A 23,574-nucleotide genomic window follows, 5' to 3' on the forward strand; every position below is an offset into this window, starting at 1 on the left:
CTTTACCCCTTGCTCTTCTTGATCTGCGCCTCGAACGCGAGGTCGAGCTTGCTCGCCTTGCGCGGTTTTTTGGGGCCGAATTCGTCGACGAACTTGACGAATTCGTCGAGCGGCAGCGGCTCGCAGCGCTTCTCGGCGGTGCCGCCCGAGCGGTCGACGAGATAGAACAGGCCGCCCGCCATCGCGACGGCCGCGAATTGCGGGTTGCCGGAGCGGGTCTTCAGGCGTTCGACCGCGTGGGTCGCTTTGGTGGTGCGCATCTTGGGGGCTGGCGAAGCGGGTGTAAGCCTCACACTGTATCAAACCGGCCGCCTGCTTGCGGCCGGCGGCCCGCCCGTGGCCGGCGCGAACCGGCCCTAAACCGTGCGCGAGTAGCGCTGCCGCGGCGTCTGGCCGAGGTACGCATCGAACGCCATCGCGATGTTGCGTACGACCATCCGGCCGGCCGGGTGGATCGTCAGGCGGTCGCGCGCGATCGTCAGCAGCCCGTCGCGCTCGAACGGGCGCAGCGCGTCGAGCTCGCGTGCGAAATGATCGGCGAAGCGGATGCCGTGCGCGGCCTCCACATGCGAGAACGGCAGTTCCAGGTTGCACATCAGTTGCGTGATCACGTCGCGGCGCAGCCGGTCGTCCGGCGTGAGCCGCACGCCGCGCGCGATCGGCAGCCGGCCCGCGTCGAGCGCGGCGCCGTACGCGGGCAGGTCCTTCGCGTTCTGCGCGTAGACGTCGCCGACCTTGCCGATCGACGACACGCCGAAGCCGATCAGGTCGGTATCCGCACGCGTGCTGTAGCCCTGGAAATTGCGCTGCAGCGTGCCGTTGAGCTGCGCGCGCACCAGCTCGTCGGACGGCCGCGCGAAGTGGTCCATCCCGATGTACACGTAGCCGGCCGACGTCAGCATGTCGATCGCGAGGCCGAGCAGCGCGATGCGCGTTTCGGGCGGCGGCAGCGTCGTGTCGTCGATCTGCCGCTGCATCTTGAACAGGTGCGGCATGTGCGCGTAGCCGAACACCGACAGCCGATCGGGCGCGAGTTCGATGATCGTCTCGAGCGTGCGCGCGAACACCGCGACCGTCTGGTGCGGCAGCCCGTAGATCAGGTCGACGCTGACCGAATGAAAGCCCGTCGCGCGCGCGGCGCCGAGCAGGTCGGCGGTCATCGCGAGCGGCTGGATGCGGTTGATCGCCTGCTGCACGACCGGGTCGAAATCCTGCACGCCGAGGCTCAACCGGTTGAAGCCAATCGTGCGCAGGTGCACGAGCGTGGCCGGCGTGACCGTGCGCGGGTCGATCTCGATCGAGAACTCGGCGTCGGTATCCGGCGCGAGCGAGAAATGCTCGCGCGTGGCCGCCATCAGCTCGGCCGTTTCGTCGTCGGACAGGAAGGTCGGCGTGCCGCCGCCCCAGTGCAGTTGCGTGACGGGGCGGGACGGATCGAACAGCGCGGCCTGCAGCGCCATTTCGCGCTTGAGCTGGTCGAGATACGGGCGCGCGCGGCGGCGGTTGTTGGTCGCGATCTTGTTGCAGCCGCAGTAGAAGCACGCGGTGTTGCAGAACGGGATGTGGAAGTACAGCGACAGGTCGCTCGACGATGCGCCGGGGTCGCGCGCCGCGCGACCGTAGTCGGCCGGGTCGAAATCGTCGCGGAACTGCAGCGCGGTGGGGTACGACGTATAGCGCGGCCCGTTCGCGCCGTATTTCGCAAGCAAATCGGGACGGAACATCGTGTCGGCAGAACCAGAATGCATGACGGTCTCGCGCTTTTTTAGATGCTTTCGAGTATATGAACGCGCGATCGGGCCGCATTGTGTAATAACGTCGCAGCCGGCGATGGCACAATGCGGGGTGGGGCTGCCGGACGCCGCGTCCGGTTGCCGCACCGTTTTTCGTTGTTCGTCGAGAGAGCCGAGTGTCCGTCGAAATGCCTGTCCGCCCGGTGCCCGCCGAAGCCCTGCCGCCGCATGCGTGCCGCGAGGGCTGCGGCGCGTGCTGCATCGCCCCGTCGATTTCCAGCCCGATTCCGGGCATGCCCGACGGCAAGCCGGCCGGCGTGCGCTGCGTGCAGCTCGGCGACGACCTGCGCTGCATGATCTTCGGCCGGCCCGAGCGCCCCGCGTGCTGCTCCGGGCTGCAGCCGTCCGCCGACATGTGCGGCGCGTCGCGCGACGACGCGCTCGCGTGGCTCACGCGCCTCGAGGCCGCGACGCGGCCGGCGCATCCAGGAGAGAGTTCAGCATGACCGTTGCTCGCGCGCCCGGCCGGCGCCGTTTTCTCGCTGCCGCCATCGGCGCCGTCGGCGTGTGCGTATCGCTTGCCGCCTGCGCGTCGACGTTCCCGTTCATTCCCGATCACTACACGTTCTCGCGCGGCGACGTGCAGAAGGCCGTCGCGCGCAAGTTTCCTTACCAGAAGACGGTCGCGCAGGTGGTCGACGTGTCGCTCGCGAACCCGGCCGTCAACCTGCTGCCCGACCAGAACCGCGTCGCCGTGCAGCTCGACGCCCATTTCGCGAGCCCGTTCCTGCGCGGGCCCGTCAGCGGCAAGTTCACCGTGTCGGGCCAGCTCGCGTACGACGCGCCGAGCCGCTCGGTCGTGCTGAAGGCGCCGGCCGTCGACAGCCTCGTGCTCGACGGCGATGCGCAGATGTACGCGCAGCAGGTCGGCGCGGCCGCCGGCCTGCTGGCGACGCAGCTGCTGACCAACTATCCGATCTACACGTTCAAGCCCGAACAGCTGCAATTTGCCGGGGTGAACTACGAACCCGGTACAATTACGATTCTTACAAACGGCATACGCGTGGCGATCGTCGAAAAGTGACGACGGCGCGCGCACGGCCGGGCGGGCCGCGCGCGCAAGAGTGGCCTTTTCTTTCGACCATTTCGGAGTTGGGCCACGGATGGACTGGATCCTGATCTGCAAGGCATTGATCCTCGGCGTCGTCGAGGGGCTGACGGAATTCCTGCCGGTGTCGAGCACCGGTCATCTGATCGTCGCGGGCAGCTTCCTGAATTTCAACGATTCGCACGCGAAGACGTTCGACGTCGTGATCCAGTTCGGCGCGATCCTCGCGGTCTGCTGGGAATACCGGCAGCGGATCGTGTCCGTCGTGTCGGGGCTGCCGAGCCGGCCGGATGCGCAGCGCTTCACGCTGAACGTCGTGATCGCGACGATTCCCGCGATCGCGCTCGGTCTCCTGTTCGAGAAGAAGATCAAGGCCGTGCTGTTCTCGCCGGTGCCCGTCGCGTTCGCGCTCGTCGTGGGCGGCGCGATCATCCTGTGGGCCGAGGCGCGGCAGCGCGAACGCAGCGAGCCGCCGCGCGTGCTGTCGGTCGATGCGCTGACGCCGCTCGACGCGTTCAAGGTCGGGATCGCGCAGTGCTTCGCGCTGGTGCCCGGCATGTCGCGCTCGGGCTCGACGATCATCGGCGGGATGTTGTTCGGGCTCGACCGCCGCGTGGCCACCGAATTCTCGTTCTTTCTCGCGATCCCGATCATCTTCGGCGCGACGCTGTACGAAACCGTCAAGGACTGGCAGGCGTTCACCGTCGATTCGCTCGGGCTGTTCGCGCTCGGGCTCGTCGCGGCGTTCGTCAGTGCGTTCGTGTGCGTGCGCTGGTTGCTGCGCTACGTCGCGACGCACGACTTCACGGTATTTGCGTGGTACCGGATCGCGTTCGGGTTGTTCGTGCTGCTGGTGGGTTACAGCGGGTGGTTGAACTGGGCGTGATGCCGAGCATGGGCCGACGCGCGGGCCCATGAAAAAGCCCGACCGGCGCGAGATGCCGGTCGGGCTTTTTTATTTTGCGTGGGGCGAAGCCGCTCAGCTTGCGCGCTTGCGGAACACCAGGTCCCACACGCCGTGGCCGAGCCGCAGCCCGCGCCGTTCGAATTTCGTCACCGGACGGTAGTCGGGGCGCGGTGCGTAATCGGCGGCGGTGTTTTCGAGCGTCGGCTCCGCGCCGAGCACGTCGAGCATCTGCTCCGCGTAGTTTTGCCAGTCGGTCGCGCAGTGCAGGTACGCGCCGGGTTTCAGGCGCGATGCGAGATGCGCGACGAGCGGCGGCTGGATCAGCCGGCGCTTGTGGTGACGCGCCTTGTGCCACGGATCGGGGAAGAAGATGTGCACGCCGTCGAGGCTTGCCGGCGCGATCATGTGCTCGAGCACCTCGACCGCGTCGTGCTGGATGATGCGGATGTTCGACAGATCCTGCTCGCCGATCAGCTTCAGCAGCGCGCCGACGCCCGGCTCGTGCACCTCGACGCCGAGGAAGTCGTCGCCCGGGCGGTGCGCGGCGATTTCCGCGGTCGACGCGCCCATCCCGAAACCGATCTCGAGGATACGCGGTGCGCTGCGGCCGAAGATCGCGTCCCAGTCGGGCAGCTCCGGCGCATACGGGACCACGAAGCGCGGGCCGAATTCGTCGAGCGCACGGCGCTGGCCGGTCGACACGCGGCCGGCGCGCGTCACGAAGCTGCGGATACGGCGGCGGTGCAGCGGGTTGACTTCGTCGGCGCCTTCGGCGGCTTGGTCGGCTGCGTCGGGAATGGCGTCGTCGTGCGGCGGCAGGCCGGCTTCGTTCGGATCGTCGTGCATCATCGGTACAGAGAAAGGCTCGGTTCGGGCGAGGGCATCGGGCGCGCGGGAAGCGCCGGCGCGGTACAAAAAAGCCGCCTTCGACGAGGCGGCTGGCGCGCGGTTGCGGAACGTGGCGACGGGAGCGGCGATACGCCGTCAAGCCGTTGATCCTTAAGGATTTCCCGTTCAGCCAACCGGAAAGAGCCGGATTATGGACTGGTTTGATCGGGCTGGCAAGGTTGTGCGGGTCGCCGCCGGCGCGCCACTCGCCCGGCCGGGCGCGCTCCGGGCCGGGGTCAAATGGCCCGAGGGCCGACGCGCATGCCGCTTCGGCCCTCGTTTCCGCGACCGGGCACGGCGTGCGTCACGCGACGCGCTGATCGAGCCGGCGGCGCGTGATCGCCTTGATCTGGTTCAGCGCGTAGTCGAGTTCGAAGGCGGTGTCGCGCGCCACCCGGCTTTCCAGTTCGAAGAAGATGCCGGCCTTCGTGTAGTGGCGCACGCAGATGATGAACGGGAAACCGTGTTGCTCGCGATACGCGCGGTTCATCCGCTGCAGGCGGATTTCCTCGTCGTCGGTCAGCGCGTCGAGACCGGCGCTCGTCTGTTCGCTGACCGATGCGTGCGTCAGTCCGCCGCCGCGTACCGCCTGTGCCGACAGCTCCGGATGGCGATCGAAGAACGCCTTTCTCGCGTCGATGCTGCGCGCGCGGATGCTGGCCATCATCGCGTCGTGCAGCGCGTCGACCGACGCGAACGGGCGCGCGGCCCATGCGGCTTCGGCGACGTCCGGCGAGTGCTCGAAGATGTCGCCGAGGGCTTGAACGAACTGGTCCTTCGTCATCGCGTTGAGCGCGGCGAGGTGGGTGGTGTCGAGTGGAGTCGAGGACATCGTCTGCAGGAACCTTCGAGCGGGAATGGAGGTTCCGAGTATAGGAATCGCGCCGGTCCGACCAGAAGTGGGCAAGACCTATTGGCCGTATACCAGTCGACGCATCGACCCCGCATGCCGGCCGTTGCAGGCCTGCCGCGTGGTGCGCGTCACGCGGTGCCGGCGATCGACGTCAGCCGCTCGCCGCTGTCCGACAGCAGCCCGCGCAGCCACGCGTGCGCGTTCGAGCGATGCTTGTTCGGATGCCACAGCACGTAGAAGCGCATCAGCGGAAAGTTGAACGGCGCGGAGCGGATCAGCAGCGGCAGGCGGCGCGCGTAGTAGGCCGCGAAATGCCGCGCGGTGGTCAGGATCAGGTCGGACTCGCTGACGAGGTACGGCGCGAGACTGAAGTACGGGCACGACATCTGCCGGCCGCGGCTCAGGCGCAACGTCGCGAGCGAACTTTCCACGACGCCGCGCTGCGAGCTCGAATAGGGCAGCGGCACCAGGTGCGACGCGTCGATATAGCTTTCGGCGGTCAGCCTGCCGGGCTTCGCGAGCGGATTGTCCTTCGACATCAGGCAGACGATTTCGTCCTCCAGCAGCACGTTCATGTGCAGATGCTCGGGCGGCGTCGGCCAGTTGCCGATCACCACGTCGACCTGTCCTTCCGCGAGGGCTTTCTCGTAGTCGTAGTCGGTCCCCATCGGCAGCGTCACGAGCTTCGCGTTCGGCGCGTGCTGGCGGAACCGCCGCGCCAGGTCCGCGAAGAACGGCGGTGCGAGGTAGTCGGGCATCGCGATCGTGAACGTGCGGTCGGTGCGCTGCGGATCGAAGGCGTCGTCGGCGCTGAACATCTTGTCGAGCGCGTTGAGCGCGACCCGCGCGTCCTGCGCGAGCTGCAGCGCGCGCTCGGTGGGCACCATCTCGTTCTTTTCGCGCGTGAGCAGCGGATCGTCGAACAGCTTGCGCAAGCGTTTCAGCGCGCTGCTGAGCGCGGGTTGCGACTGATTCATCCGGATCGCCGTGCGCGACACGCTGCGTTCCTCGACCAGCGTGCAGAGCACGCGAAGCAGGTAGGTGTCGAGCGGGTCGTCGTGGCGCATGGTGATTTCGGGTTCGTTGAGCGGCTCCACTTTGCCGTCGAGTGCCGAACGGCGTCAACGGGGCGTGCGGCAATGGCGAGATGGCAGGGAGCGGCGCCGAGCCGGGCGAAACGATCGCCGCGCATGACGGGTGACGCCCCGCGAAGCGGTACGGGGCGGCCAGCAGCGCGGTTTGCTATGGGGCCTATAACAACCCGCGCCTGTCTGCTGCGGGAGCCCTGCGATATGGTCGGGCTTCACAACAAGATCACGGCCTTGCAAGCCGCCGATGCTCGACCCGATCCGCCGCATGGCATGGCCGCGGGACGGGCGGTCGCGTCGCCGGTGCAGCGCGGCCGCGTCATTTCAGGAGACACCTGTGTCGGTCACGGAACAGCATTCGTCAGTCTATTCGGCGGTCGAGCCGACGCTCGAGGAGCACGTCTACCGCAAGGTGTCGTGGCGCCTTCTGCCGTTTCTCTGCGCTTTGTGGGTGCTCGCGTGGCTGGACCGCGTGAACATCGGCTTCGCGAAGCTGCAGATGCTCGATACGCTCAAATTCAGCGAGGCCGTCTACGGGCTCGGCGCCGGCATCTTCTTTCTCGGCTACTTCTTCTTCGAAGTGCCATCGAACGCGTTGCTGCAGAAGATCGGCGCGAAGAAGACCATCATGCGCATCACGATCGGCTGGGGGATCATCTGCATCCTGCAGTCGTTCATCAAGACGCCGACGCAGTTCTACATCCTGCGCTTTCTGCTCGGCGCATTCGAAGCCGGCTTCTACCCCGGCATCATCCTGTACCTCACCTACTGGTATCCGAGTTCGCGGCGTGCGAAGGCGTTCGGCACCTTCATGTCGGCGTCGGCGATCGCCGGCGTGCTCGGCGGCCCGCTGGCCGGCAGCATCATGACGTCGCTCGACGGTGCGCACGGCTTCCACGGCTGGCAATGGCTGTTCGTCATCGAGGGCATCCCGTCGGTGCTGGCGGGCGTCGTCGCGTACTTCTACATGACCGACCGGCCCGAGCAGGCGACGTGGCTGTCCGTTGCCGAGCAGCAGGTCGTGCGCAACGCGCTGGACGCGGACAAACGCGAGCTCGGCGAGCGCGGCCACGACTGGCGCACGCTGTTCCGTAATCCGAAGGTGTGGCTGCTGATCGCGATCTTCTTCTGCCTGCTGTGCGCGAACTCCGCGCTGACGTTCTGGATTCCGACGATCATTCGCGACTCGGGCTTCGGTGCGACGGTGGTGATCGGCTGGATCGCCGCGCTGGCTTACGTGTTCGGCGCGGCGGGGATGATCCTGAACGGCGCGCGTTCCGACCGGAACCAGGAAGTGCGCTGGCATTTCGCGGTGCCCGCCGGATGCGGCGCACTGGCGATGGCGGCGATGGCTGTGCTGCTCGGGATGCCCGGTGTCGCGCCTGCGTTCACGATCGCCGCGATGATCATCGCGCTGGCCGGCACGATGAGCGCGATTCCGGTGTTCTGGCAATTGCCGAACCTGTATCTGGCGGGCAGTGCGGCGGCGATCGGCGTCGCGCTGATCAATTCGGTATCGAACCTCGCCGGCTTCGGTGCGCCGTACGTGCTCGGGCTCGTCAAGAGCGCGACCGGCAGTCTCGCGCCTGGCCTCTACCTCGTCGCGGCGATCGAGCTGATGGCCGCCGTCCTGGTCGTGACCGCCATCGTGCAGTCCCGAAAGTCGAAGGAGTCCTGACCATGAGCGACATCATCAAGCGTGAGCGCCGGCAGTTCGTGATGGCGTCGATGGCCGCGGCCGGCGGCGTGCTGCTGGCCGGCCGTGTACAGGCCGCGACGCTGCCGGCGGGGCAGGGCGATGCCTTGCAACCCGCGCAGGCTGCCGATCCGATTTCGCAGCATGGCGCGAGCCCGCGGCTGACCATCCACCTGCTCGATACCTACCATGGTGCGCCGGCAGCCGGCATGCACGTCGAGTTTTCGCGGATCGAGAAGGGCGAATCCGTGTCGATCCGCACCGCAGTCCTCAACCGGAGCGGACGGACCGACGCACCGTTGCTGATCGGCAATACGTACGTGGCCGGCGACTACGAGCTGCTGATGCGTGTCGACGATTACTTCCGGACGAAGGGCGTGCGGTTGCCGTCGCCGGCGTTCCTGTCCGAGGTGCCGATCCGCTTCCGCATCACCGATGCATCGGTGCGGCTGCATCTGCCCGTGCAGTTTGGGCCGTGGAACTACACGTACTACCGCGGCAGCTGAGCGGCAGGTTCTTTGCGGATACCCCCGACCCGAATTGGAGCAAGCGAATGGCTGGCATCAGCACCCATGTTCTCGACCTGACGACCGGCAAGCCGATCGGCGGCGTGCCGATCGAGCTCTACGACCTGAGCGTGACGCCGCCGCGTCTGCTGAAGCGGACGGTCAGCAACGCCGACGGGCGCACCGACGCGCCGATGTTGAGCAGCGAAGCAGCCCGGGCCGGGCAGTTCGAACTGCGTTTCTCGATCGGCACGCATTTCAACGACGCGAGCGCGCTGTCCGACGTCGTGCCGATCCGTTTCACCGTATTCGATCCGGCACAGCACTATCACGTGCCGCTGCTCTGCTCGCCGTGGTCGTTCTCGACGTACCGCGGCAGTTGACCTCACCTGAATGGAGAAGCCGATGTCTCATACCGAAACCTACCTCGTCGATTCGATCCGTCTCGCGATGGAGAACGTGCGCGAACGCAAGACCTGGCCGTTCGGCGCCGTGCTCGTGCGCGACGGCAAGGTGCTCGCGCGTTCGGTCAACGAAGTGGAGGCGACGTGCGACCCGAGCGCGCATGCCGAGATGCAGGCCGTGCGTGCCGCCAGCAAGGCGCTCGGCAGCACCGATTTGAGCGGCGCGGTGATGTACGCGAGCGGGTATCCGTGTTCGATGTGCCTGTCGGCGATGTATCTGGCGGGCGTCAGCGAGGTGTATTACGCGTATTCGAACGAGGACGGCGAGCCGTACGACCTGTCGGCCGCGCGCGGGTATGTAGAGATTGCGCGGCCGCTGCATGAGCGCGAGATGAAGCTGGTTTATCACCGTGCGCGTGATGACGGGCCCGATCTGTACGAGGCCTGGCAAGTGGCGCAGGGTAGCTGAGCGATCGGCTCGCGCGACGCAAGGTTGACCGGTGCCGGCGCTGACGGCGCACTCCCTGGCACTGGTTTTAGGACACGCTTTCCCGGTGACGGAGGGCGTGTCCTTTTTTCTTGGTGCGGACCGTGAGTGCACGGCCATGTCTCGCTGCGGGGCGATTGAGTAGAATCGCTGACGCAGCCGGCATGGCTGGACGTGTCAGACGCGCGCGCAGCATGATGACAATGAACCGTGCGCGTTTTCAGTTCAACTGGAACGACAAGAAGCGGTAACGGCCGACATGGCGCTTCATGTTCCTCCGGTGGTTGCTTTCGCAACGGTCGTGAGAAATGATGCGTCGGCTTGAACCACGATCAATGGCGTTTGGAGAGAAAAGCCATGAGTGAAACGATTTCCGTGCGCCGCAAGGTCGGCAGCAGCCCGGCCATGCTCGCGCTGGCCGAGTGCGTGATCGCCGGTATCGCCGGCATGTCGATCGTGAATGATTCGGGGAGCTTTGCCGGTTCGTCGGGATTCGGCGCGATCGGCGCGGCGCTGGCGGTCGTGGCCCTGTGCGGCGTCGTTTCGCTCGGTGGGCTCGTTTGGGCGATAGGTGCGTTGCTCCACGCGAACGGCGATGCTGGAGCGGATGCAAGGCCGGCGTATTGCGCGATCGTGCTTCACGGTTTGCTGTGTCTGCCCATTCTCGTCGTGATTCTTGCTGCAAGGTAGAGGCGGCGTGCGCGAGGCGGCTGGAGCAGGCGCCGGATTTTTCGTCACGAACGAGCGATTGGGTGATCTTGCGACGGACGAGCGACGGAAATGCTTCGCCACTCACATTCAGGGGCGGATATCGCTGGAAGGGGGGAGATTCGGCGGCTGCCGGAAACCCAGTGAGCTTTGCGCGGCAAGGGTTTGAGAAGGACTGGAGCGGGCGATGGGAATCGAACCCACGTCATCAGCTTGGGAAGCTGAGGTAATGGCCATTATACGACGCCCGCAGAACGCGTAATTCTACAAGGATTCGAGTCGATATGGCAAGCGGGGAGTTTCGGCTGACGGTATCGAATCGAGTCCGGATCCGGGGCGGAGCGGTGGCATCGATGTCGGATTTCATGGCCGAGTCGCCAGCAGAGGCCCGGGCATTCTTCCCGGCAGAGCGCGAACGATCGGCCAAGATCAGGCGACAGGCCCACGCGCGGCGAGCGGTGGCTCATGCCGGCAAAGAGGCCACGGGCGGACAGGTTCCATGATGTTGAATGCATTGACGATCACTCCCGAGCAGGAACACGAAGCGCGGGCGAAGGCGTTCTATCTGCTCAAGCAATGGACGAGCTTCACGTTCCTCGAGTACGCCGTTGGTCTGTATCGGGATTTCCTCGGCGCGTACGCCAAACAATTGAACACACCGAGCCCAAATCAGGCAGAGCTGGAGGCCGCGTATACGCACGATTTCCTGGCGGCACTCGCGCAAATGGAGCGGGGCATTGACGCATTACGCCGAGGTCTCGACAAACGAGCGGCATACGACGCGCTGCTTGCAGGAAGTCAGCAAGGCGGCGACCTGTTGTTTGGACGGAGCGCACTTGAAATCGGCCGGAAATACGATCCGTTTTTCCATTCGCTGGGACTGAAGGACACCAGCTTCGCGGATCCCGTGTATGCCACCGGGTTCGCGGAGGGCGTATGGATCGAGAGATTGATTTGCTACGCGCTCAAGTGCACGGTCGGATCCGGTTTTACCGGGATGCTTGCATACGGAACGCGTGCGGATGGCGGAACCCGTGTTTTCGAGCACTGGACCTATGAATCCATGTTCGCGGACGCGCCCCTTCCTGCGTGGCGCTATTGGCCTCTCGGTCGTGCATATCCGGCATCGCTTCCTCCGTGTCCGCCCAGGAACGAATCCGCAAGCGGCGAGATTTGCAGCGATCGGGAGATCCCTGTCGACGGTATCTGGGAGCCATGGTTTCCGGGCGGCAAGGTCGGTTGTCCGAGCTACTTCCTCGAGGGCAGCGTGGCTCACAAGTACCTGCTGGAAGGTACCAACGACGAATATGCGGTGCGCTGGCGACTGCTGTGGGAAGACATGCGTTACCGGGATGGCAGCTTTCCGACAGAGGAGGAAACCTGCCTTCCTTTGCACGCAAGCCCATGTCGAAAATAGACGAGTCGGTGTCGGAAGCATACAAGTCGCGACAACGCTTTCGAACTAACGTGACAAGCCTCTTACACGATCGTCAGTCTGGAGCCGACATGTCCGATTTCATCACCGTTCTGCGCAAAACCTGCCCGACGCCTGTCCTCGATGCGACCAAGTGGAGGCGCATTGGCGGCGATCCGCATACCGTCAACCTCAACGCGTACGTCTCGAAGGACGGCAGCAAGATCATGGGCACCTGGATCTGCACGCCGGGCAAGTTCGAGGTGAACTACGAAAAATGGGAGTACTGCCACTTCCTCGATGGTTACTGCATCATCACGCCGGAAGGCGAGGAGCCGCAGCACCTGAAAGCCGGTGACGTATTCGTGATCGAACCCGGCATGAAAGGGACATGGGAAGTGGTGGAGACGGTGCGCAAGTACTTCGTCTTCGCCTGAGCGGGCTGGTCGATCCAAGCATACCGTCGTCGCTCGACATCCTTCCGGTTCACGGAGCCGGGAGGGCAAGCGGCGGATGCCGGTTCAATCGGACTCGATCCGGTTCGAAAAATGGCGCGCCGAGCATGGTCACCCGCTCGGCGGCTCTCGCTATCCGACCGTACCCGGTGCTGAATTCAACGCGCGGTTGTCCGGCGGCGACACGATGACGCTCGCCGGTCGTGCACGCGGTCGCGCAAACCCCTAAGATGCAGCGATCCGTCCACCGTTTCCGCTGCAGCGCACGAATCTCCCGCCTGCGCCGGACGCCCCACCGGAACCCCGACCATGCGCATCACCGCGATCCACGAACGCGCGATTCCCGTATCCCGCTATGCCGATCCGGCGATCCCGTCCGGCGGCCTGACCACGAGCGTCGTCGCGGTCGTCACCGATGTCGTGCGCGCCGGCCGCCCGGTGACGGGCTACGGCTACGCGTCGATCGGCCGTTTCGCGCAGGGCGGCCTGATCCGCGAACGCTTCGCGCCGCGTCTGCTCGCCGCCGCCGATACGCTCGCCGACGAAGCCGGCACGAACCTCGACCCGTTCCGCGCGTGGCGCGCGATGATGGCCGGCGAGAAGCCGGGCGGGCACGGCGAACGCTGCGTTGCGGTCGGCACGCTCGACATGGCGATCTGGGACGCCGCCGCGAAGATCGCCGATCTGCCGCTGCATCGCTTTCTCGCCGATCGTCTCCAACGCACGGCAGCACCACGCGTGCGCGTCTACGCGGGCGGCGGCTACCGCTATCCGCATGACGATCTCGCGCGCCTGTCGGACGAGATACGACGGATCGTCGATCTCGGCTACACGCACGCGAAGATCAAGATCGGCGGCGCGGATCTCGATCAGGACCAGCGCCGCATCGACGCCGCGGCCGCGCACCTTGCCGGCCCTTCGCATCTCGCGGTCGACGCGATGAACACGTACGACGCGACGACCGCCCACGAGGCGGCCGACATGCTCGCGCCGTTCGGCCTCTGGTGGTTCGAGGACATCTGCGACCCGCTCGACCTGCCGCTCCAGGCAGACGTCGCCACGCGATACGCACCGCCGATCGCAGCAGGCGAAGCGCTGTTTTCGCTCGCGGAAGCGAAGCTGCTCGACCGCTACGGCGGCCTGCGTGCCGACCGCGACGTGCTGGTGTTCGATCCCGTGCACAGCTACGGGCTGCCGGGCTATCTGCAGATCGTCGATCACTTCGTGTCGCGCGGCTGGCGGCGTGACGCGTTCTGGCCGCATGGGGGCCATCTGTTCTCGTTGCACGTCGTCGCGGCGCTCGGGCTCGGCGGCGCGGAAGTCAGCCCGTTCGCGTTCCAGCCGTTCAGCGGACTGGCCGATGGCGAAATCGTCGACGCGGGATACGCGCGCGTGCCGCAGGCACCGGGTATCGGATTCGAGCTGCATGCCCACGCGCACGACGCGTTCCGCGCGATATCGCTATCGGGCTATCGGGCCGCTGACACCTAAAGCGCGTCGATCGCGAAACGCACCGCGAAGCCGAGCATCATCACCGCGACGAAGCCATCGAGCACGCGCCACGCGAGCGTACGGGCGAACCACGCACGGCACGCGCGTGCGCCATAGGCGAGCATCAGGAACCACGCCAGCGAAGCAGTCATCGCGCCGATCGCAAACGGTGCGCGGGCAGACGGCGCGTGGCTCACGATCACGGTCCCGAGCAGCAGGACCGTATCGATCCATGCATACGGATTGAGCAGCGAAACCGCGGCGGTCGCGAGCAGCGTGCGCGACCGCATGGGTTCGCTAGCGACGCATGAGCCATCTACATGCTCAGGCTCCCGTCCGACGATCGCCGAGCGCAGCGCGAGCAGGCCGTAGCCGGCGAGATACGCGATACCGGCCCACAGCGCGGCTGCCACCACGGCGGCATGGCGCGACAGCAATGCCGACAGCCCGTGCGCGCCGAGCACGATCAGCAATGCGTCGCTGCCTGCGCAGACGAGGGCGATGGAGAGCAGGTGAGGGCTCGAAAGCGAGCGCTTGATGACGAAGGCGTCCTTGGGACCGACCGACGTGAACAGGCCTGCGCCAAGCAGCAGGCCTTCGAGGAAGGCAGAGGTGTCGAGCACGAGCGGGCCGACAACCTCTTAAGCTGAACCGGTGATGGTTACGATGGAGCCACGTTAAGGGGCGCCGGGGGGCGTTGTCAATGCCCGGCCGGCCGCCCATTCCGGCCGCTGCCCGAGCGTGTCGAACAGCCGGACGATTTCGCCCTTCACCTTCTGCACCGCGTTGCTGACGAGCGCCGTGTCGTGCCAGCACAGCGACAGGTCGCGCGCGAACAGCCGGTGCGCGACCGTCGACAGCTTCAGCTTGCGCTCCTCGATCTCGACGTGCGCGGCCGTCCACGGCAGGATCGTCACGCCGAGCTGCGCCATCACGGCCGCGAACAGCAGCCCGGTCGAACTTGCCTCGAAGCTGATTTCATACGACAGGCCGGCCTCGCGCATCGCCCAGTCGACGCGGTTGCGGATCGTGTTCGGCGCGCTCGGCAGCACGAGCGGCATCCGCGCGATCGCGTCGAGCGGCACGGGGTCGTCCGGCACCGGGAATTCGGGCCACGTGATCAGGTACAGCGTTTCCGTCAGCAGCCGGTGGATCGCGATCCCGCGCGTACCGACCGCATCGACGACGATCGCGAGATCGAGCCGCGCGCGCTCGAGCAACGTGTCGAGATCGGCGCTCGGCGCTTCGATCAGCTCCAGCATGATGCCGGGAAAGCGGTCGCGCACCGCGCGCGCGAGCGGAATGGCCAGCACGCGCGCGGTGCTCGACGGCATGCCGACGGTCACGCGGCCCTGCGGCGTATCGGCGTCGCGGCGCAGCAGCTCGCGCGTGCCGTCGGCCTGGCGCAGCAGTTCGAGCGCGTGCTGGTACAGCGTGCGGCCGGCGGCGGTCGGCGCGACGCCGCGCACGCTCCGTTCGAGCAGCTGCATCCCGAGATCCTGCTCGAGATTGCGCATCTGCTGGCTCACCGCCGGCTGCGCGACGTGCAGCGCCTCGCTCGCATGCGTGACGTTGCCGCATTCGACGACCTTCACGAAATAGCGCAACTGTCTCAAGTCCATCGCCGCCGTCTCCCCGATTCACGCGCGTTTCGAGCCATAAGCCAATTCGATCGAACAAGATGAATATCATATTTTTCAGCGATCGATGGCGTTTCTATACTCGTCTCACAAAAGAGCCCGACTGCCGGCCATCCCGGACCGGACGCGGCGACGGAGCCGGCCCCGCCGGCAAGGAGACGAAGATGTTCAAGGCGATCGACGCGCCGGCGGCCGGCGCGAAGCCGCGGCGCACGCCGCTCACGCGCGAGCAGGTCAAGGGCTTCTGGGCCGTGTACGCGGGCTGGGTGCTCGACGGCGTGGATTCGGTGATCTACGCGCTCGTGCTGATTCCCGCGCTGACCGAATTGCTGCCGGCCTCCGGCATCGCGGCGACGCCCGCGAACCTCGGGATGTACGGCTCGATCCTGTTCGCGCTGTTCCTGATCGGCTGGGGGCTGTCGTTCATCTGGGGGCCGCTCGCCGACCGCTTCGGCCGCGTGCGCACGCTCGCCGCGAGCATCCTGATCTATTCGGTGTTCACCGGCGCGGCCGCGTTCGTGCACGACGTGTGGGCGCTGGCCGCGTGCCGCTTGATCGCCGGGATCGGCGTCGGCGGCGAATGGGCGCTCGCCGGCACCTACGTCGCCGAGAGCTGGCCGGAAGACCGCCGCAAGATGGGCGCCGGCTACCTGCAGACGGGCTACTACTTCGGCTTCTTCATCGCGGCCTGCCTGAACTACACGATCGGCGCGACCTACGGCTGGCGCGCGATGTTCCTGTGCGGGCTGGCGCCCGCGCTGCTCGCGGTGTTCACGGTGATGCGCGTGAAGGAGCCGGGGCAGTGGCGCCGGCACGATGCGCGCGACGGCGACGTGGCCGACACGCGGCGCGCGCATCCGCTGCGCGAGATCTTCGCGCCGGCGTTCCTGCGCCGCACGCTGACGAGCGCGAGCCTCGTCGGCGTCGCGATCGTCGGGCTGTGGGCCGGCTCCGTCTACGAGGCGAGCGCGGTCACCACGCTGGCGGCGCGCGCGGGCATCGATCACGTCGGCGCATTGCGGCTTGCGTCGATCGGCGCGGCGATCCTGTCGTGCGCGACGATCGCCGGCTGCCTGGCGGCGCCGTGGCTGTCGGAACGGCTCGGCCGGCGTACCGCGCTCGGCGTGTATTTCGCGGGGATGGCCGGCTCGATCGTGTTCGCGTTCGGCTGGGCGTTCTACCAGCCGAACGGGCTCGCCGCATTCATGGTGTCGCTCGCGTTCCTCGGCTTCTTCGGCGGCAACTTCGCGATCTTCTCGCTGTGGCTGCCCGAGCAATATCCGACGCGCGTGCGGGCCACCGCGTTCGCGTTCAACGCGTCGGTCGGCCGCTTCATCGGCGCGGGCGTGAACTTCCTGCTCGGCGCGGCGATACACGGTTACGGATCGCTCGGCGTGCCGGTCGCGTGGACCGCGGCCGTGTTCGGGCTCGGCATCCTGATCCTGCCGTTCGCGGTCGAAACGCGGCATCAGACGCTGCCCGAATGAACGGCGCGGCAGTCGTTCGCAAGCAACACACATCTCGTCATCCCTATCAGGAGTCCGGAATGCAGGCATTAACAGGAATCAGGGTCGTTGATCTGAGTCGCGCGCTGTCGGGGCCGTTCTGCTCGATGGTGCTCGCCGATCTCGGCGCCGACGTGATCAAGGTCGAGTCGGGGCCGCACGGCGACATGAGCCGCGCGTGGGGGCCGTTCGATCGCGGCGTGAGCACGTACTACCTGTCCTGCAACCGCAACAAGCGCGGCATCTGCGTGGACTTCCGGCAGCCGGCCGGCCTCGACGTCGTGCGGCGGCTGATCGCGCAGGCCGACGTCGTGATCGAGAATTTCAAGGCGGGCACGATGGACGCGATGGGGCTCGGCTACGAAGCGCTGAGCGCGCGCGACCCGCGGCTCGTGATGGGCAGCGTCACCGCGTTCGGCCCGCGCGGCCCGCTGCGCGACTGGCCGGGCTTCGACCAGATCGCGCAGGGCTATGCGGGGCTGATGAGCGTCACCGGCTTCCCGGACGGCGAGCCGACCCGCACGGGCACCGCGATCGGCGATCTCAGCTCGGGGATGTGGGTCGCGACCGGCGTGATGGCCGCGCTGTTCGAGCGCGAGCGTACCGGGCGCGGCCAGCATGTCGGCACGTCGCTGCTCGAAAGCCTCGTTGCGTTGCTGAGCGTGCACGGACAACGCTACCTGAGCCTCGGCGACGTGCCGCGCCGCACCGGCAATGCGCATGCGGTGATCGCGCCGTATGGCGTGTTCGAGACGGCCGACGGCCCGCTCAATCTCGCGCCGATCACGACCGACATGTGGTTGCGGCTGTGCCAGTTGCTGGACCTGCCCGAGCTGCCGAACGATCCGCGCTTCGCGACCAACGACGCGCGCGTCGCGCATCGCGATGAACTCAAGGCGCTGCTCGAAAACCGGCTGCGCACGCGCGGCAAGCGCGACTGGACGCAGCGGTTCGTCGAGGCCGGGCTGCCGGCCGGGCCGATCCATACGCTCGACGAAGTGTTCGACGATCCGCAGCTCGCGCATTGCGGGCTGGTCGAGCCGGTCGCGCATCCGACGCTCGGTACGCTGCGCCAGGTCGTCACGCCGCTCGGCGGGATGGGCGACGACGTGCCGGCGCCGCGCACGCGCCATGCGCCGCCGCTGCTCGGCGAGCATACGGTCGACGTGCTGCGCGAAGCCGGCTACGGCGACGAGGCGATCGACGCACTGCTGGCCGCGCGCGCGATCTTCCAGGCGGATGCGGTGGCGGAGGCCGTGCAATGACCGACATGACGAAACACGACGCGGCGTCGACCGTGACGGTGGACCTGATCGGCGAGCGGATCGCGCGCGTGCGGTTCGCGAATCCGGCGCGACGGCATGCGCTCGACGCACCGTTGCTCGATGCGCTCGTCGCGCACCTCGATGCGCTGGCCGCACGCCGTCCGCCGCCCGTCGTGATCCTGTCGAACGACGGCAGCGGCGACGTGTGGAGCGCGGGGCACGACCTGCGCGAGCTGGCCGACGACCGCGATCCGCTCGCGTACGGCAAGCCGCTCGAACGCGCGCTGCGGCGCGTGCGGACCTATCCCGGCGCGGTGATCGCGGCGGTGGCGGGATCGGCATGGGGCGGGGCGGTCGATCTGGTGATGAGCTGCGATCTCGTCGTGGCGGCGCGCGACGCACGCTTCGCGATGACGCCGGCGAACATCGGCCTGCCGTATTCGACGAGCGGCCTGCTGCGCTTCTACGACAACCTGCCGATCCACGTGCTGAAGGAGATGTTCTTCTGCGCGCAGCCGCTCGATGCGGAACGCGCCGCGCATCACGGGCTCGTGAACCGGCTGGCAGACGCCGGCGGGGTCGACGACGCGGCACTCGACGTCGCGCGCACGATCGCCGCGAAGGCGCCGCTCGCGGTGCACGCGGTGAAGGAGCAGTTGCGCGTGCTGCAGGATGCGCGGCCGTTGCCGGCCGATGCGTTCGAACGGATCGCCGAGTTGCGCCGGCACGCGTGCGAAGGCGCGGATTTCGACGAAGGGCTGCGTGCGTTCGCGGAACGCCGCGCGCCGGCGTTTCGCGGGATTTAGGCGGACCGGCGGGGTTTCGGTGTGACGATGGCGGCACGCGTTATGCGCCGCCGAGTATGCGCACGCCGAGGGCGATCAGCGGTCGCGCCTGAACGCGCGCGTATCGATCACGCACCGTGTCGACGCATTCGCAGTTCGATTGCGCGGGCGGCCCGCCTGTACCGCGCGCTACGCGCGCACCACCGTCACGCCCGCGGCCTCGATCGGCTTCGTCAGCGCGGCGTCGGTTTCCTGTTCGACGACGACCGTCTGCGCGAGCGTGATGTCACCGATCACGAACTGCGACGCCGCACGCAGTTTCGACTGCGACGCGAGCACCACCGTCTCGGCCGCGCGTTCGGCCAGCGCGCGCTTGATCGCCGCTTCCTCGAAATCGCCGGTGCTCAGGCCGGCGACCGGATGCACGCCCGTGACGCCCATGAAGTACAGGTCCGCATGGATGCGCGCGATGCCTTCCATCGCCGCCGCGCCGACCGCGACGATCGAGTGCTTGTAGAGCCGCCCGCCGATCAGGATCACGTCGATCGACGGATGTGCGGCCAGCGCCACCGCGACGCTCGGGCTGTGCGTGACGATCGTCGCGCGCAGGTCGGCCGGCAGTTGGCTAACGAGCAGCGCGGAGGTCGTGCCGCCGTCGACGATCGCCACCTGCCCGGGCGCGATCATCTGCGCGGCCCGCCGTGCGATGCGCCGCTTCTCCTTGGCTTCGAGCGCCTCGCGCTGCGCGAACGGCGCGATGGCCGGCGACGCCGGCAGCGCGCCGCCATGCACGCGCTGCAGCAGCCCTTCGGCCGCGAGTTCGCGCAGGTCGCGGCGCACCGTGTCTTCGGATACGCCGAATTGCACGCTCAGCTCGGCGGCCAGTACCTGGCCGTCGCGTGCGAGCGCACCGAGGATCGCTTTCTTGCGTTGCGTCGTCAGCATCGTGATTGCACGAAAATTCTTGAAATTGCACGAATCTGCACGTTACCATGGACGCCGTCCTTTGTCGAACCGGAGGCTGCAATGGCTGCAACGCGGGAACGGGTGCGCATCGTCGATACGACGGTGCTGTCCGACGACTGGTATGTGCTGCGGAAGGTGACGTTCGATTTCCTGCGCCGCGACGGAACGTGGCAGCGCCTGAGCCGCGAGACCTACGATCGCGGCAACGGCGCGACGATCCTGCTGCGTCAGGCCGAGACGGGCGACGTGCTGCTGACACGGCAGTTCCGGATGCCGGCGTTCGTGAGCGGGCACGACGGCATGCTGCTCGAAGCGGCCGCCGGGCTGCTCGACGACGCCACGCCCGAAGCGCGCATCCGCGCGGAAGCCGAGGAAGAGACCGGCTACCGCGTGCGCGGCGTGCGCAAGGTGTTCGAGGCGTTCATGAGCCCGGGTTCCGTGACCGAGAAACTGCATTTCTTCGTCGGCGAATACGATGCGTCGCTGCGCACCGGCGCGGGCGGCGGCGTCGCGGCAGAGGGCGAGGATCTGGAGGTCGTCGAGATGCCGCTGCAGGCGGCGCTGGACGCGGTCGAGCGCGGCGAGATCGTCGATGCGAAGACGATCATGCTGCTCCAGTACGTCGCGCTGCGGGAAACCGCGGGCGCACGCGCCGCATGACGCCGCAACTCGTGCTGGTCGCCGGCCCTTATCGCAGCGGCACGGACGGCGACCCCGCGCGCATCGCCGCGAACCTGCACCGGCTGGAAGCGGCAGCGCTCGCCGTGTATCGCCGCGGGCACGTGCCGATGATCGGCGAATGGCTGTCGTTGCCGCTCGCGGCCGCGGCCGGGTCGACGCAGGTCGGCGACGCGATCGGCGAAACGTTCCTGTATCCGGCCGCGCACCGGTTGCTGCGCCGCTGCGATGCGGTGCTGCGCATCGACGGCGCGTCGCGCGGCGCGGATGCGGACGTGGCGCTGGCGCGGCAACTCGGCAAGCCGGTCTATTTCTCGGTCGGCGAGATGCCGGTCGCGCAGGACGGTGCGGCTGACTGAGCAAGCGTGGGCGCCGGGTCGCGGCATCGCCGGTGCGGTGCTTGCGGACAGCCGGCGGTCGCATTGCCGGTAGCCGTACGCGCGCGGCGTCACGCGATTGCTGGGTCGATGCAGCGCGACGCCCGAACCGGCGTATGATCGCGACGCCACTCGCGCAACGTTCGACGCCACCGCTTCTCCATCATGCCGTTTTCCGATCCCGCCGATTCCGACGCCGCCGCCGCGTCGCTTCCCGCCGCTCTCGTCGCGTCCGCCGTCGACGCGCTCGCGCGCGCCGACGCCTTGCTCGTCACGGCCGGCGCGGGCATCGGCGTCGATTCCGGGCTGCCCGATTTTCGCGGTACGGACGGTTTCTGGCGTGCGTATCCGGCACTGCGCCACGAGTGTTTCGAGTTCCACGAGATCGCGTCGCCGCACGCGTTTCGTGCGCGTGCGCCGCTCGCATGGGGGTTCTACGGGCACCGTCTCGCGCTCTACCGCGCGACGGTGCCGCACGCGGGCTTCGCGATCCTGCGTCGCTGGATCGACGCGATGCCGAACGGCGGCTTCGTGCTGACGAGCAACGTCGACGGCCAGTTCCAGAAAGCCGGCTTCGATCCGGCGCGCATCGCCGAGATCCACGGTTCGATTCATGCGATGCAGTGCCTGCGACCGTGCACGGACGACACGTGGAACGCGGCGCCGTTCGTGCCGGTGGTCGACGAAGCGACGTGCCGCCTCGTGGGCGACATGCCGCGCTGCCCGCACTGCGGCGGGCTCGCGCGGCCGAACATCCTGATGTTCGGCGACACCGGCTGGCTCGGTGCGCGCTACGACGCGCAGGAGCGCGCGCTGGAAGACTGGATCGCGCAGGCGGGGCGTGTCGCCGTGGTCGAGATCGGCGCGGGCACCGCGATTCCGACCGTGCGCCTGCTGAGCGAACGGCTCGGTGCCGACGTGATCCGCATCAACGCGCGCGAAGCGCATGCGCGCCGCGCGGACGTGATCGGGCTGAAGGGCGGTGCGCTGGCGACGCTGAACGCGCTCGATCGCGCGTGGCGCGGCGGCTGAGCACCGCGCCTCGTATCGATTGGCCGACGTCGCGCGATTGCGGCCGCGCGACGAGCGCCTGCACGAGCGCCGGCGCGCTGCCTGCCGGTTCGGGCCGCCGGCATTGCCGGTGCGGCGCGATTCCGCATACAGTTCAGCGTAGGCCGCGTCCGCCGCGCGGCGCCGTCAGTGAGGAGTGCCCTTGTTCTATTCGATCGTCGCGATCTTCGTCGGCGCCGGGCTCGGCGCGTTGCTGCGCTGGTGCCTGAGTCTCACGCTCAACGCGTTCTTTCCCGCGGTGCCGCTCGGCACGCTCGCGGCGAACCTGCTCGGCGGCTACGTGATCGGCGTGGCTGCGGTCGTATTCACGGTTCGCGTCGGGTTGCCGCCGGAGTGGCGGCTGTTCGTGATCACGGGCTTTCTCGGCGGTCTCACGACGTTCTCGACCTATTCGGTCGAAGTGATGACGCACGCGCTCGAGGGCGAATTCGGATGGGCGTTGGCGGTGGCTGCCCTACACTTGACTGGATCGTTCGCGCTGACGGCGCTCGGCATGTGGACCGCGCGCGCGTGGCTGGCTGCGGCCTGAGCGGGGCCGCCATCGGAGGGAGCGATGGACGGGGTCTTGTTGCGCTTCTATGTGCACGAGCAGCACCGGCTGCACTGGAAGCCGCTGTGGGAATGGCTGCTGGAAGAGGCGAACCGGATGGGCGTCGCGGGCGGTTCCGCGTTTCGCGCGATGGCCGGTTTCGGCCAGCATCGCGTGCTGCACGAGGATCGCTTCTTCGAACTGCAGGGTTCGCTGGCGGTCGAGGTGGAATTCATCGTCACCGAGGACGAAGCGCAGCGGCTGCTCGAGCGGCTGTCGCGCGAGAAAGTGCGGGTGTGCTACGCGATGATGCCCGCGCAGTTCGGCGTGATCGACACGCTCGGCGCACCGCCAGCGCAGGGGCCGGCGGCGTAGGGCGTCGCGCCGATCAGATGCCGAACATCGTCAGCGACACGGCGGCGCGCGTGACGATCATCAGCAGCACCTGCACGATCACGAACAGCAGGATCGGCGACAGGTCGATGCCGCCGAGATTCGGGATCACGCGGCGCAGCGGGTTCAGGAACGGCGCGGTGAGCTGGTAGAGGATCGGCATCGCCGGCGAGCGCGGGTTGAGCCACGACAGCAGCGCCATCAGGATCGTCATCCAGATCACGAGGTTGAGCGCCCACTTCACGACGGTGAGCAGCGCGACCACGACGAGCGTCGCGATCACGGCGGCCGGATCGAAGCCGGCCATCACGACCATCAGCACGACGTAGACGAGCGCGGTGAGCAGCGCGGCGACGACGCTGGCCCAGTCGATGCCGCGTACGCCCGCGATCACGCGGCGCAGCGGCAGCACGAGCCAGTTGGTCGCCTGCAGCACGGCTTGCGTGACGGGGTTGTACGGCGGCACGCGGACGGCCTGCATCCAGACGCGCAGGATCAGCGCGGCGCCGAATAGCGTGAAGACGGTATTGAGCAGAAAACGGGCGATCTCGCCGAACATCGTTGGCATCCTTTTTATACAGTCAGTAGCGTGCGGCCGCCAACGCCGGTTGGCGGCGCATCGGCCGA

General features: G+C 67.5%; 28 protein-coding genes and 1 tRNA gene. 19 read left to right on the plus strand and 10 right to left on the minus strand.

Annotation, left to right across the window (positions count from 1 at the left end; translation table 11 throughout):
* Positions 1–2: 2 nt before the first annotated feature.
* A complete protein-coding gene (locus tag KU887_RS04570) occupies positions 3–260 on the minus strand; it encodes a hypothetical protein (RefSeq protein WP_006488573.1) in 258 nt (85 codons plus the stop codon).
* 96 nt (positions 261–356) lie between these two features.
* Positions 357–1,748: an oxygen-independent coproporphyrinogen III oxidase gene (hemN, locus tag KU887_RS04575; protein WP_258254812.1), complete on the minus strand. Its 1,392-nt coding sequence runs from the start codon at positions 1,746–1,748 to the stop codon at positions 357–359.
* Positions 1,749–1,921: 173 nt separating this feature from the next.
* Here hemN and KU887_RS04580 point away from each other — a divergent pair, with 173 nt between their 5' ends.
* The 3 genes from KU887_RS04580 (at position 1,922) to KU887_RS04590 (ending at position 3,727) form a co-directional block, all read left to right on the plus strand.
* On the plus strand, positions 1,922–2,239 hold the full coding sequence (locus tag KU887_RS04580; RefSeq protein WP_080330737.1) for a YkgJ family cysteine cluster protein: 318 nt from the start codon (positions 1,922–1,924) through the stop codon (positions 2,237–2,239).
* Entirely contained in the window at positions 2,236–2,817 is a 582-nt protein-coding gene (locus KU887_RS04585) for a DUF1439 domain-containing protein (RefSeq protein ID WP_006496624.1), read from the plus strand. Before KU887_RS04580 ends, KU887_RS04585 begins: the two co-directional genes overlap by 4 nt.
* Before the next feature lie 79 nt (positions 2,818–2,896).
* Complete coding sequence (locus tag KU887_RS04590; RefSeq protein ID WP_006488560.1) at positions 2,897–3,727, plus strand: undecaprenyl-diphosphate phosphatase; 831 nt, start codon at positions 2,897–2,899, stop codon at positions 3,725–3,727.
* 93 nt (positions 3,728–3,820) lie between these two features.
* Here the strand turns inward: KU887_RS04590 and trmB are convergent, their stop codons facing one another.
* The 3 genes from trmB to KU887_RS04605 all read right to left on the minus strand — a co-directional run bounded on the left by trmB (position 3,821) and on the right by KU887_RS04605 (position 6,556).
* Positions 3,821–4,597, minus strand: a complete 777-nt coding sequence (gene trmB, locus KU887_RS04595) for a tRNA (guanosine(46)-N7)-methyltransferase TrmB (RefSeq protein ID WP_258254814.1) — start codon at positions 4,595–4,597, stop codon at positions 3,821–3,823.
* Between the two features lie 343 nt (positions 4,598–4,940).
* On the minus strand, positions 4,941–5,468 hold the full coding sequence (uraD, locus tag KU887_RS04600) for a 2-oxo-4-hydroxy-4-carboxy-5-ureidoimidazoline decarboxylase (RefSeq protein WP_006488536.1): 528 nt from the start codon (positions 5,466–5,468) through the stop codon (positions 4,941–4,943).
* 149 nt (positions 5,469–5,617) lie between these two features.
* Positions 5,618–6,556 (minus strand): LysR substrate-binding domain-containing protein, encoded by a 939-nt coding sequence (locus KU887_RS04605; RefSeq protein WP_060213986.1) that lies wholly within the window; start codon positions 6,554–6,556, stop codon positions 5,618–5,620.
* Between the two features lie 358 nt (positions 6,557–6,914).
* Here KU887_RS04605 and KU887_RS04610 point away from each other — a divergent pair, with 358 nt between their 5' ends.
* The 5 genes from KU887_RS04610 to KU887_RS04630 all read left to right on the plus strand — a co-directional run bounded on the left by KU887_RS04610 (position 6,915) and on the right by KU887_RS04630 (position 10,360).
* A complete protein-coding gene (locus KU887_RS04610) occupies positions 6,915–8,255 on the plus strand; it encodes an MFS transporter (RefSeq protein WP_006496622.1) in 1,341 nt (446 codons plus the stop codon).
* A gap of 2 nt (positions 8,256–8,257) precedes the next feature.
* The gene (gene uraH / locus KU887_RS04615) at positions 8,258–8,779 is read left to right on the plus strand and encodes a hydroxyisourate hydrolase (protein ID WP_196433368.1); all 522 of its coding nucleotides are present in this window, start codon (positions 8,258–8,260) and stop codon (positions 8,777–8,779) included.
* A gap of 47 nt (positions 8,780–8,826) precedes the next feature.
* Positions 8,827–9,162 carry a hydroxyisourate hydrolase gene (gene uraH / locus KU887_RS04620; RefSeq protein ID WP_006488577.1) on the plus strand — a complete coding sequence of 112 codons (336 nt, stop codon included), beginning with the start codon at positions 8,827–8,829 and terminating at the stop codon, positions 9,160–9,162.
* A gap of 22 nt (positions 9,163–9,184) precedes the next feature.
* Positions 9,185–9,652 carry a nucleoside deaminase gene (locus KU887_RS04625; RefSeq protein WP_006488558.1) on the plus strand — a complete coding sequence of 156 codons (468 nt, stop codon included), beginning with the start codon at positions 9,185–9,187 and terminating at the stop codon, positions 9,650–9,652.
* Between the two features lie 375 nt (positions 9,653–10,027).
* Entirely contained in the window at positions 10,028–10,360 is a 333-nt protein-coding gene (locus KU887_RS04630) for a hypothetical protein (RefSeq protein WP_006496619.1), read from the plus strand.
* 194 nt (positions 10,361–10,554) lie between these two features.
* Here the strand turns inward: KU887_RS04630 and KU887_RS04635 are convergent.
* Positions 10,555–10,629: transfer RNA gene (locus tag KU887_RS04635), tRNA-Gly, on the minus strand.
* Positions 10,630–10,877: 248 nt separating this feature from the next.
* On the opposite strand from KU887_RS04635, the gene KU887_RS04640 reads away from it, so the two are divergent.
* The 3 genes from KU887_RS04640 to KU887_RS04650 all read left to right on the plus strand — a co-directional run bounded on the left by KU887_RS04640 (position 10,878) and on the right by KU887_RS04650 (position 13,738).
* Positions 10,878–11,795 carry an Imm72 family immunity protein gene (locus tag KU887_RS04640; RefSeq protein ID WP_058901936.1) on the plus strand — a complete coding sequence of 306 codons (918 nt, stop codon included), beginning with the start codon at positions 10,878–10,880 and terminating at the stop codon, positions 11,793–11,795.
* Positions 11,796–11,884: 89 nt separating this feature from the next.
* Entirely contained in the window at positions 11,885–12,229 is a 345-nt protein-coding gene (locus KU887_RS04645; protein WP_006488545.1) for a cupin domain-containing protein, read from the plus strand.
* Between the two features lie 327 nt (positions 12,230–12,556).
* Entirely contained in the window at positions 12,557–13,738 is a 1,182-nt protein-coding gene (locus KU887_RS04650) for an enolase C-terminal domain-like protein (RefSeq protein ID WP_196433366.1), read from the plus strand.
* Here KU887_RS04650 and KU887_RS04655 read toward each other — a convergent pair.
* Both KU887_RS04655 and KU887_RS04660 read right to left on the minus strand, forming a co-directional pair.
* Entirely contained in the window at positions 13,735–14,361 is a 627-nt protein-coding gene (locus KU887_RS04655; protein ID WP_196433365.1) for a LysE/ArgO family amino acid transporter, read from the minus strand. The genes KU887_RS04650 and KU887_RS04655 overlap by 4 nt on opposite strands.
* Positions 14,362–14,415: 54 nt before the next feature.
* The gene (locus KU887_RS04660) at positions 14,416–15,360 is read right to left on the minus strand and encodes a LysR substrate-binding domain-containing protein (protein WP_006496614.1); all 945 of its coding nucleotides are present in this window, start codon (positions 15,358–15,360) and stop codon (positions 14,416–14,418) included.
* A 182-nt stretch (positions 15,361–15,542) separates the two neighbouring features.
* On the opposite strand from KU887_RS04660, the gene KU887_RS04665 reads away from it, so the two are divergent.
* Genes KU887_RS04665 through scpB form a run of 3 tightly spaced genes read left to right on the plus strand, consistent with a single transcriptional unit; the run spans position 15,543 to position 18,954 of the window.
* Entirely contained in the window at positions 15,543–16,865 is a 1,323-nt protein-coding gene (locus KU887_RS04665; protein WP_006488552.1) for an MFS transporter, read from the plus strand.
* A gap of 59 nt (positions 16,866–16,924) precedes the next feature.
* Positions 16,925–18,148 carry a CaiB/BaiF CoA-transferase family protein gene (locus KU887_RS04670; RefSeq protein ID WP_077190928.1) on the plus strand — a complete coding sequence of 408 codons (1,224 nt, stop codon included), beginning with the start codon at positions 16,925–16,927 and terminating at the stop codon, positions 18,146–18,148.
* On the plus strand, positions 18,145–18,954 hold the full coding sequence (gene scpB, locus KU887_RS04675; protein WP_006496612.1) for a methylmalonyl-CoA decarboxylase: 810 nt from the start codon (positions 18,145–18,147) through the stop codon (positions 18,952–18,954). Before KU887_RS04670 ends, scpB begins: the two co-directional genes overlap by 4 nt.
* 168 nt (positions 18,955–19,122) lie before the next feature.
* Here scpB and KU887_RS04680 read toward each other — a convergent pair whose 3' ends face one another.
* Positions 19,123–19,878: a DeoR/GlpR family DNA-binding transcription regulator gene (locus KU887_RS04680; protein ID WP_212253195.1), complete on the minus strand. Its 756-nt coding sequence runs from the start codon at positions 19,876–19,878 to the stop codon at positions 19,123–19,125.
* An 81-nt stretch (positions 19,879–19,959) separates the two neighbouring features.
* Here KU887_RS04680 and KU887_RS04685 point away from each other — a divergent pair, with 81 nt between their 5' ends.
* The 5 genes from KU887_RS04685 (at position 19,960) to KU887_RS04705 (ending at position 22,929) form a co-directional block, all read left to right on the plus strand.
* The gene (locus KU887_RS04685) at positions 19,960–20,559 is read left to right on the plus strand and encodes an NUDIX domain-containing protein (RefSeq protein WP_212150320.1); all 600 of its coding nucleotides are present in this window, start codon (positions 19,960–19,962) and stop codon (positions 20,557–20,559) included.
* Positions 20,556–20,936 (plus strand): DUF4406 domain-containing protein, encoded by a 381-nt coding sequence (locus tag KU887_RS04690; RefSeq protein WP_258254828.1) that lies wholly within the window; start codon positions 20,556–20,558, stop codon positions 20,934–20,936. Before KU887_RS04685 ends, KU887_RS04690 begins: the two co-directional genes overlap by 4 nt.
* 183 nt (positions 20,937–21,119) lie before the next feature.
* A complete protein-coding gene (locus KU887_RS04695) occupies positions 21,120–21,986 on the plus strand; it encodes a Sir2 family NAD-dependent protein deacetylase (protein ID WP_258254829.1) in 867 nt (288 codons plus the stop codon).
* A 181-nt stretch (positions 21,987–22,167) separates the two neighbouring features.
* The gene (gene crcB, locus KU887_RS04700) at positions 22,168–22,554 is read left to right on the plus strand and encodes a fluoride efflux transporter CrcB (RefSeq protein WP_006488542.1); all 387 of its coding nucleotides are present in this window, start codon (positions 22,168–22,170) and stop codon (positions 22,552–22,554) included.
* Positions 22,555–22,578: 24 nt separating this feature from the next.
* Positions 22,579–22,929 carry a DUF190 domain-containing protein gene (locus KU887_RS04705; protein ID WP_258254830.1) on the plus strand — a complete coding sequence of 117 codons (351 nt, stop codon included), beginning with the start codon at positions 22,579–22,581 and terminating at the stop codon, positions 22,927–22,929.
* Positions 22,930–22,942: 13 nt separating this feature from the next.
* On the opposite strand, the gene KU887_RS04710 is transcribed toward KU887_RS04705, so the two are convergent.
* Positions 22,943–23,506 (minus strand): YggT family protein, encoded by a 564-nt coding sequence (locus KU887_RS04710; RefSeq protein WP_006488584.1) that lies wholly within the window; start codon positions 23,504–23,506, stop codon positions 22,943–22,945.
* Positions 23,507–23,574 lie beyond the last annotated feature (68 nt).

Origin of the sequence: Burkholderia sp. EMB26, from assembly GCF_024730645.1 — a bacterium.
Taxonomy (GTDB): Bacteria; Pseudomonadota; Gammaproteobacteria; order Burkholderiales; family Burkholderiaceae; genus Burkholderia; species Burkholderia cenocepacia.

What these genes read in the sequence shown, in the direction of transcription:
- KU887_RS04570 (WP_006488573.1), bottom strand. Translation starts at nt 260, where the DNA reads ATGCGCACCACCAAAGCGACCCACGCGGTCGAACGCCTGAAGACCCGC.
- hemN (WP_258254812.1), bottom strand. Translation starts at nt 1,748, where the DNA reads ATGCATTCTGGTTCTGCCGACACGATGTTCCGTCCCGATTTGCTTGCG.
- KU887_RS04580 (WP_080330737.1), top strand. Translation starts at nt 1,922, where the DNA reads ATGCCTGTCCGCCCGGTGCCCGCCGAAGCCCTGCCGCCGCATGCGTGC.
- KU887_RS04585 (WP_006496624.1), top strand. Translation starts at nt 2,236, where the DNA reads ATGACCGTTGCTCGCGCGCCCGGCCGGCGCCGTTTTCTCGCTGCCGCC.
- KU887_RS04590 (WP_006488560.1), top strand. Translation starts at nt 2,897, where the DNA reads ATGGACTGGATCCTGATCTGCAAGGCATTGATCCTCGGCGTCGTCGAG.
- trmB (WP_258254814.1), bottom strand. Translation starts at nt 4,597, where the DNA reads ATGATGCACGACGATCCGAACGAAGCCGGCCTGCCGCCGCACGACGAC.
- uraD (WP_006488536.1), bottom strand. Translation starts at nt 5,468, where the DNA reads ATGTCCTCGACTCCACTCGACACCACCCACCTCGCCGCGCTCAACGCG.
- KU887_RS04605 (WP_060213986.1), bottom strand. Translation starts at nt 6,556, where the DNA reads ATGCGCCACGACGACCCGCTCGACACCTACCTGCTTCGCGTGCTCTGC.
- uraH (WP_196433368.1), top strand. Translation starts at nt 8,258, where the DNA reads ATGAGCGACATCATCAAGCGTGAGCGCCGGCAGTTCGTGATGGCGTCG.
- uraH (WP_006488577.1), top strand. Translation starts at nt 8,827, where the DNA reads ATGGCTGGCATCAGCACCCATGTTCTCGACCTGACGACCGGCAAGCCG.
- KU887_RS04625 (WP_006488558.1), top strand. Translation starts at nt 9,185, where the DNA reads ATGTCTCATACCGAAACCTACCTCGTCGATTCGATCCGTCTCGCGATG.
- KU887_RS04630 (WP_006496619.1), top strand. Translation starts at nt 10,028, where the DNA reads ATGAGTGAAACGATTTCCGTGCGCCGCAAGGTCGGCAGCAGCCCGGCC.
- KU887_RS04640 (WP_058901936.1), top strand. Translation starts at nt 10,878, where the DNA reads ATGATGTTGAATGCATTGACGATCACTCCCGAGCAGGAACACGAAGCG.
- KU887_RS04645 (WP_006488545.1), top strand. Translation starts at nt 11,885, where the DNA reads ATGTCCGATTTCATCACCGTTCTGCGCAAAACCTGCCCGACGCCTGTC.
- KU887_RS04650 (WP_196433366.1), top strand. Translation starts at nt 12,557, where the DNA reads ATGCGCATCACCGCGATCCACGAACGCGCGATTCCCGTATCCCGCTAT.
- KU887_RS04660 (WP_006496614.1), bottom strand. Translation starts at nt 15,360, where the DNA reads ATGGACTTGAGACAGTTGCGCTATTTCGTGAAGGTCGTCGAATGCGGC.
- KU887_RS04665 (WP_006488552.1), top strand. Translation starts at nt 15,543, where the DNA reads ATGTTCAAGGCGATCGACGCGCCGGCGGCCGGCGCGAAGCCGCGGCGC.
- KU887_RS04670 (WP_077190928.1), top strand. Translation starts at nt 16,925, where the DNA reads ATGCAGGCATTAACAGGAATCAGGGTCGTTGATCTGAGTCGCGCGCTG.
- scpB (WP_006496612.1), top strand. Translation starts at nt 18,145, where the DNA reads ATGACCGACATGACGAAACACGACGCGGCGTCGACCGTGACGGTGGAC.
- KU887_RS04680 (WP_212253195.1), bottom strand. Translation starts at nt 19,878, where the DNA reads ATGCTGACGACGCAACGCAAGAAAGCGATCCTCGGTGCGCTCGCACGC.
- KU887_RS04685 (WP_212150320.1), top strand. Translation starts at nt 19,960, where the DNA reads ATGGCTGCAACGCGGGAACGGGTGCGCATCGTCGATACGACGGTGCTG.
- KU887_RS04690 (WP_258254828.1), top strand. Translation starts at nt 20,556, where the DNA reads ATGACGCCGCAACTCGTGCTGGTCGCCGGCCCTTATCGCAGCGGCACG.
- KU887_RS04695 (WP_258254829.1), top strand. Translation starts at nt 21,120, where the DNA reads ATGCCGTTTTCCGATCCCGCCGATTCCGACGCCGCCGCCGCGTCGCTT.
- KU887_RS04705 (WP_258254830.1), top strand. Translation starts at nt 22,579, where the DNA reads ATGGACGGGGTCTTGTTGCGCTTCTATGTGCACGAGCAGCACCGGCTG.
- KU887_RS04710 (WP_006488584.1), bottom strand. Translation starts at nt 23,506, where the DNA reads ATGTTCGGCGAGATCGCCCGTTTTCTGCTCAATACCGTCTTCACGCTA.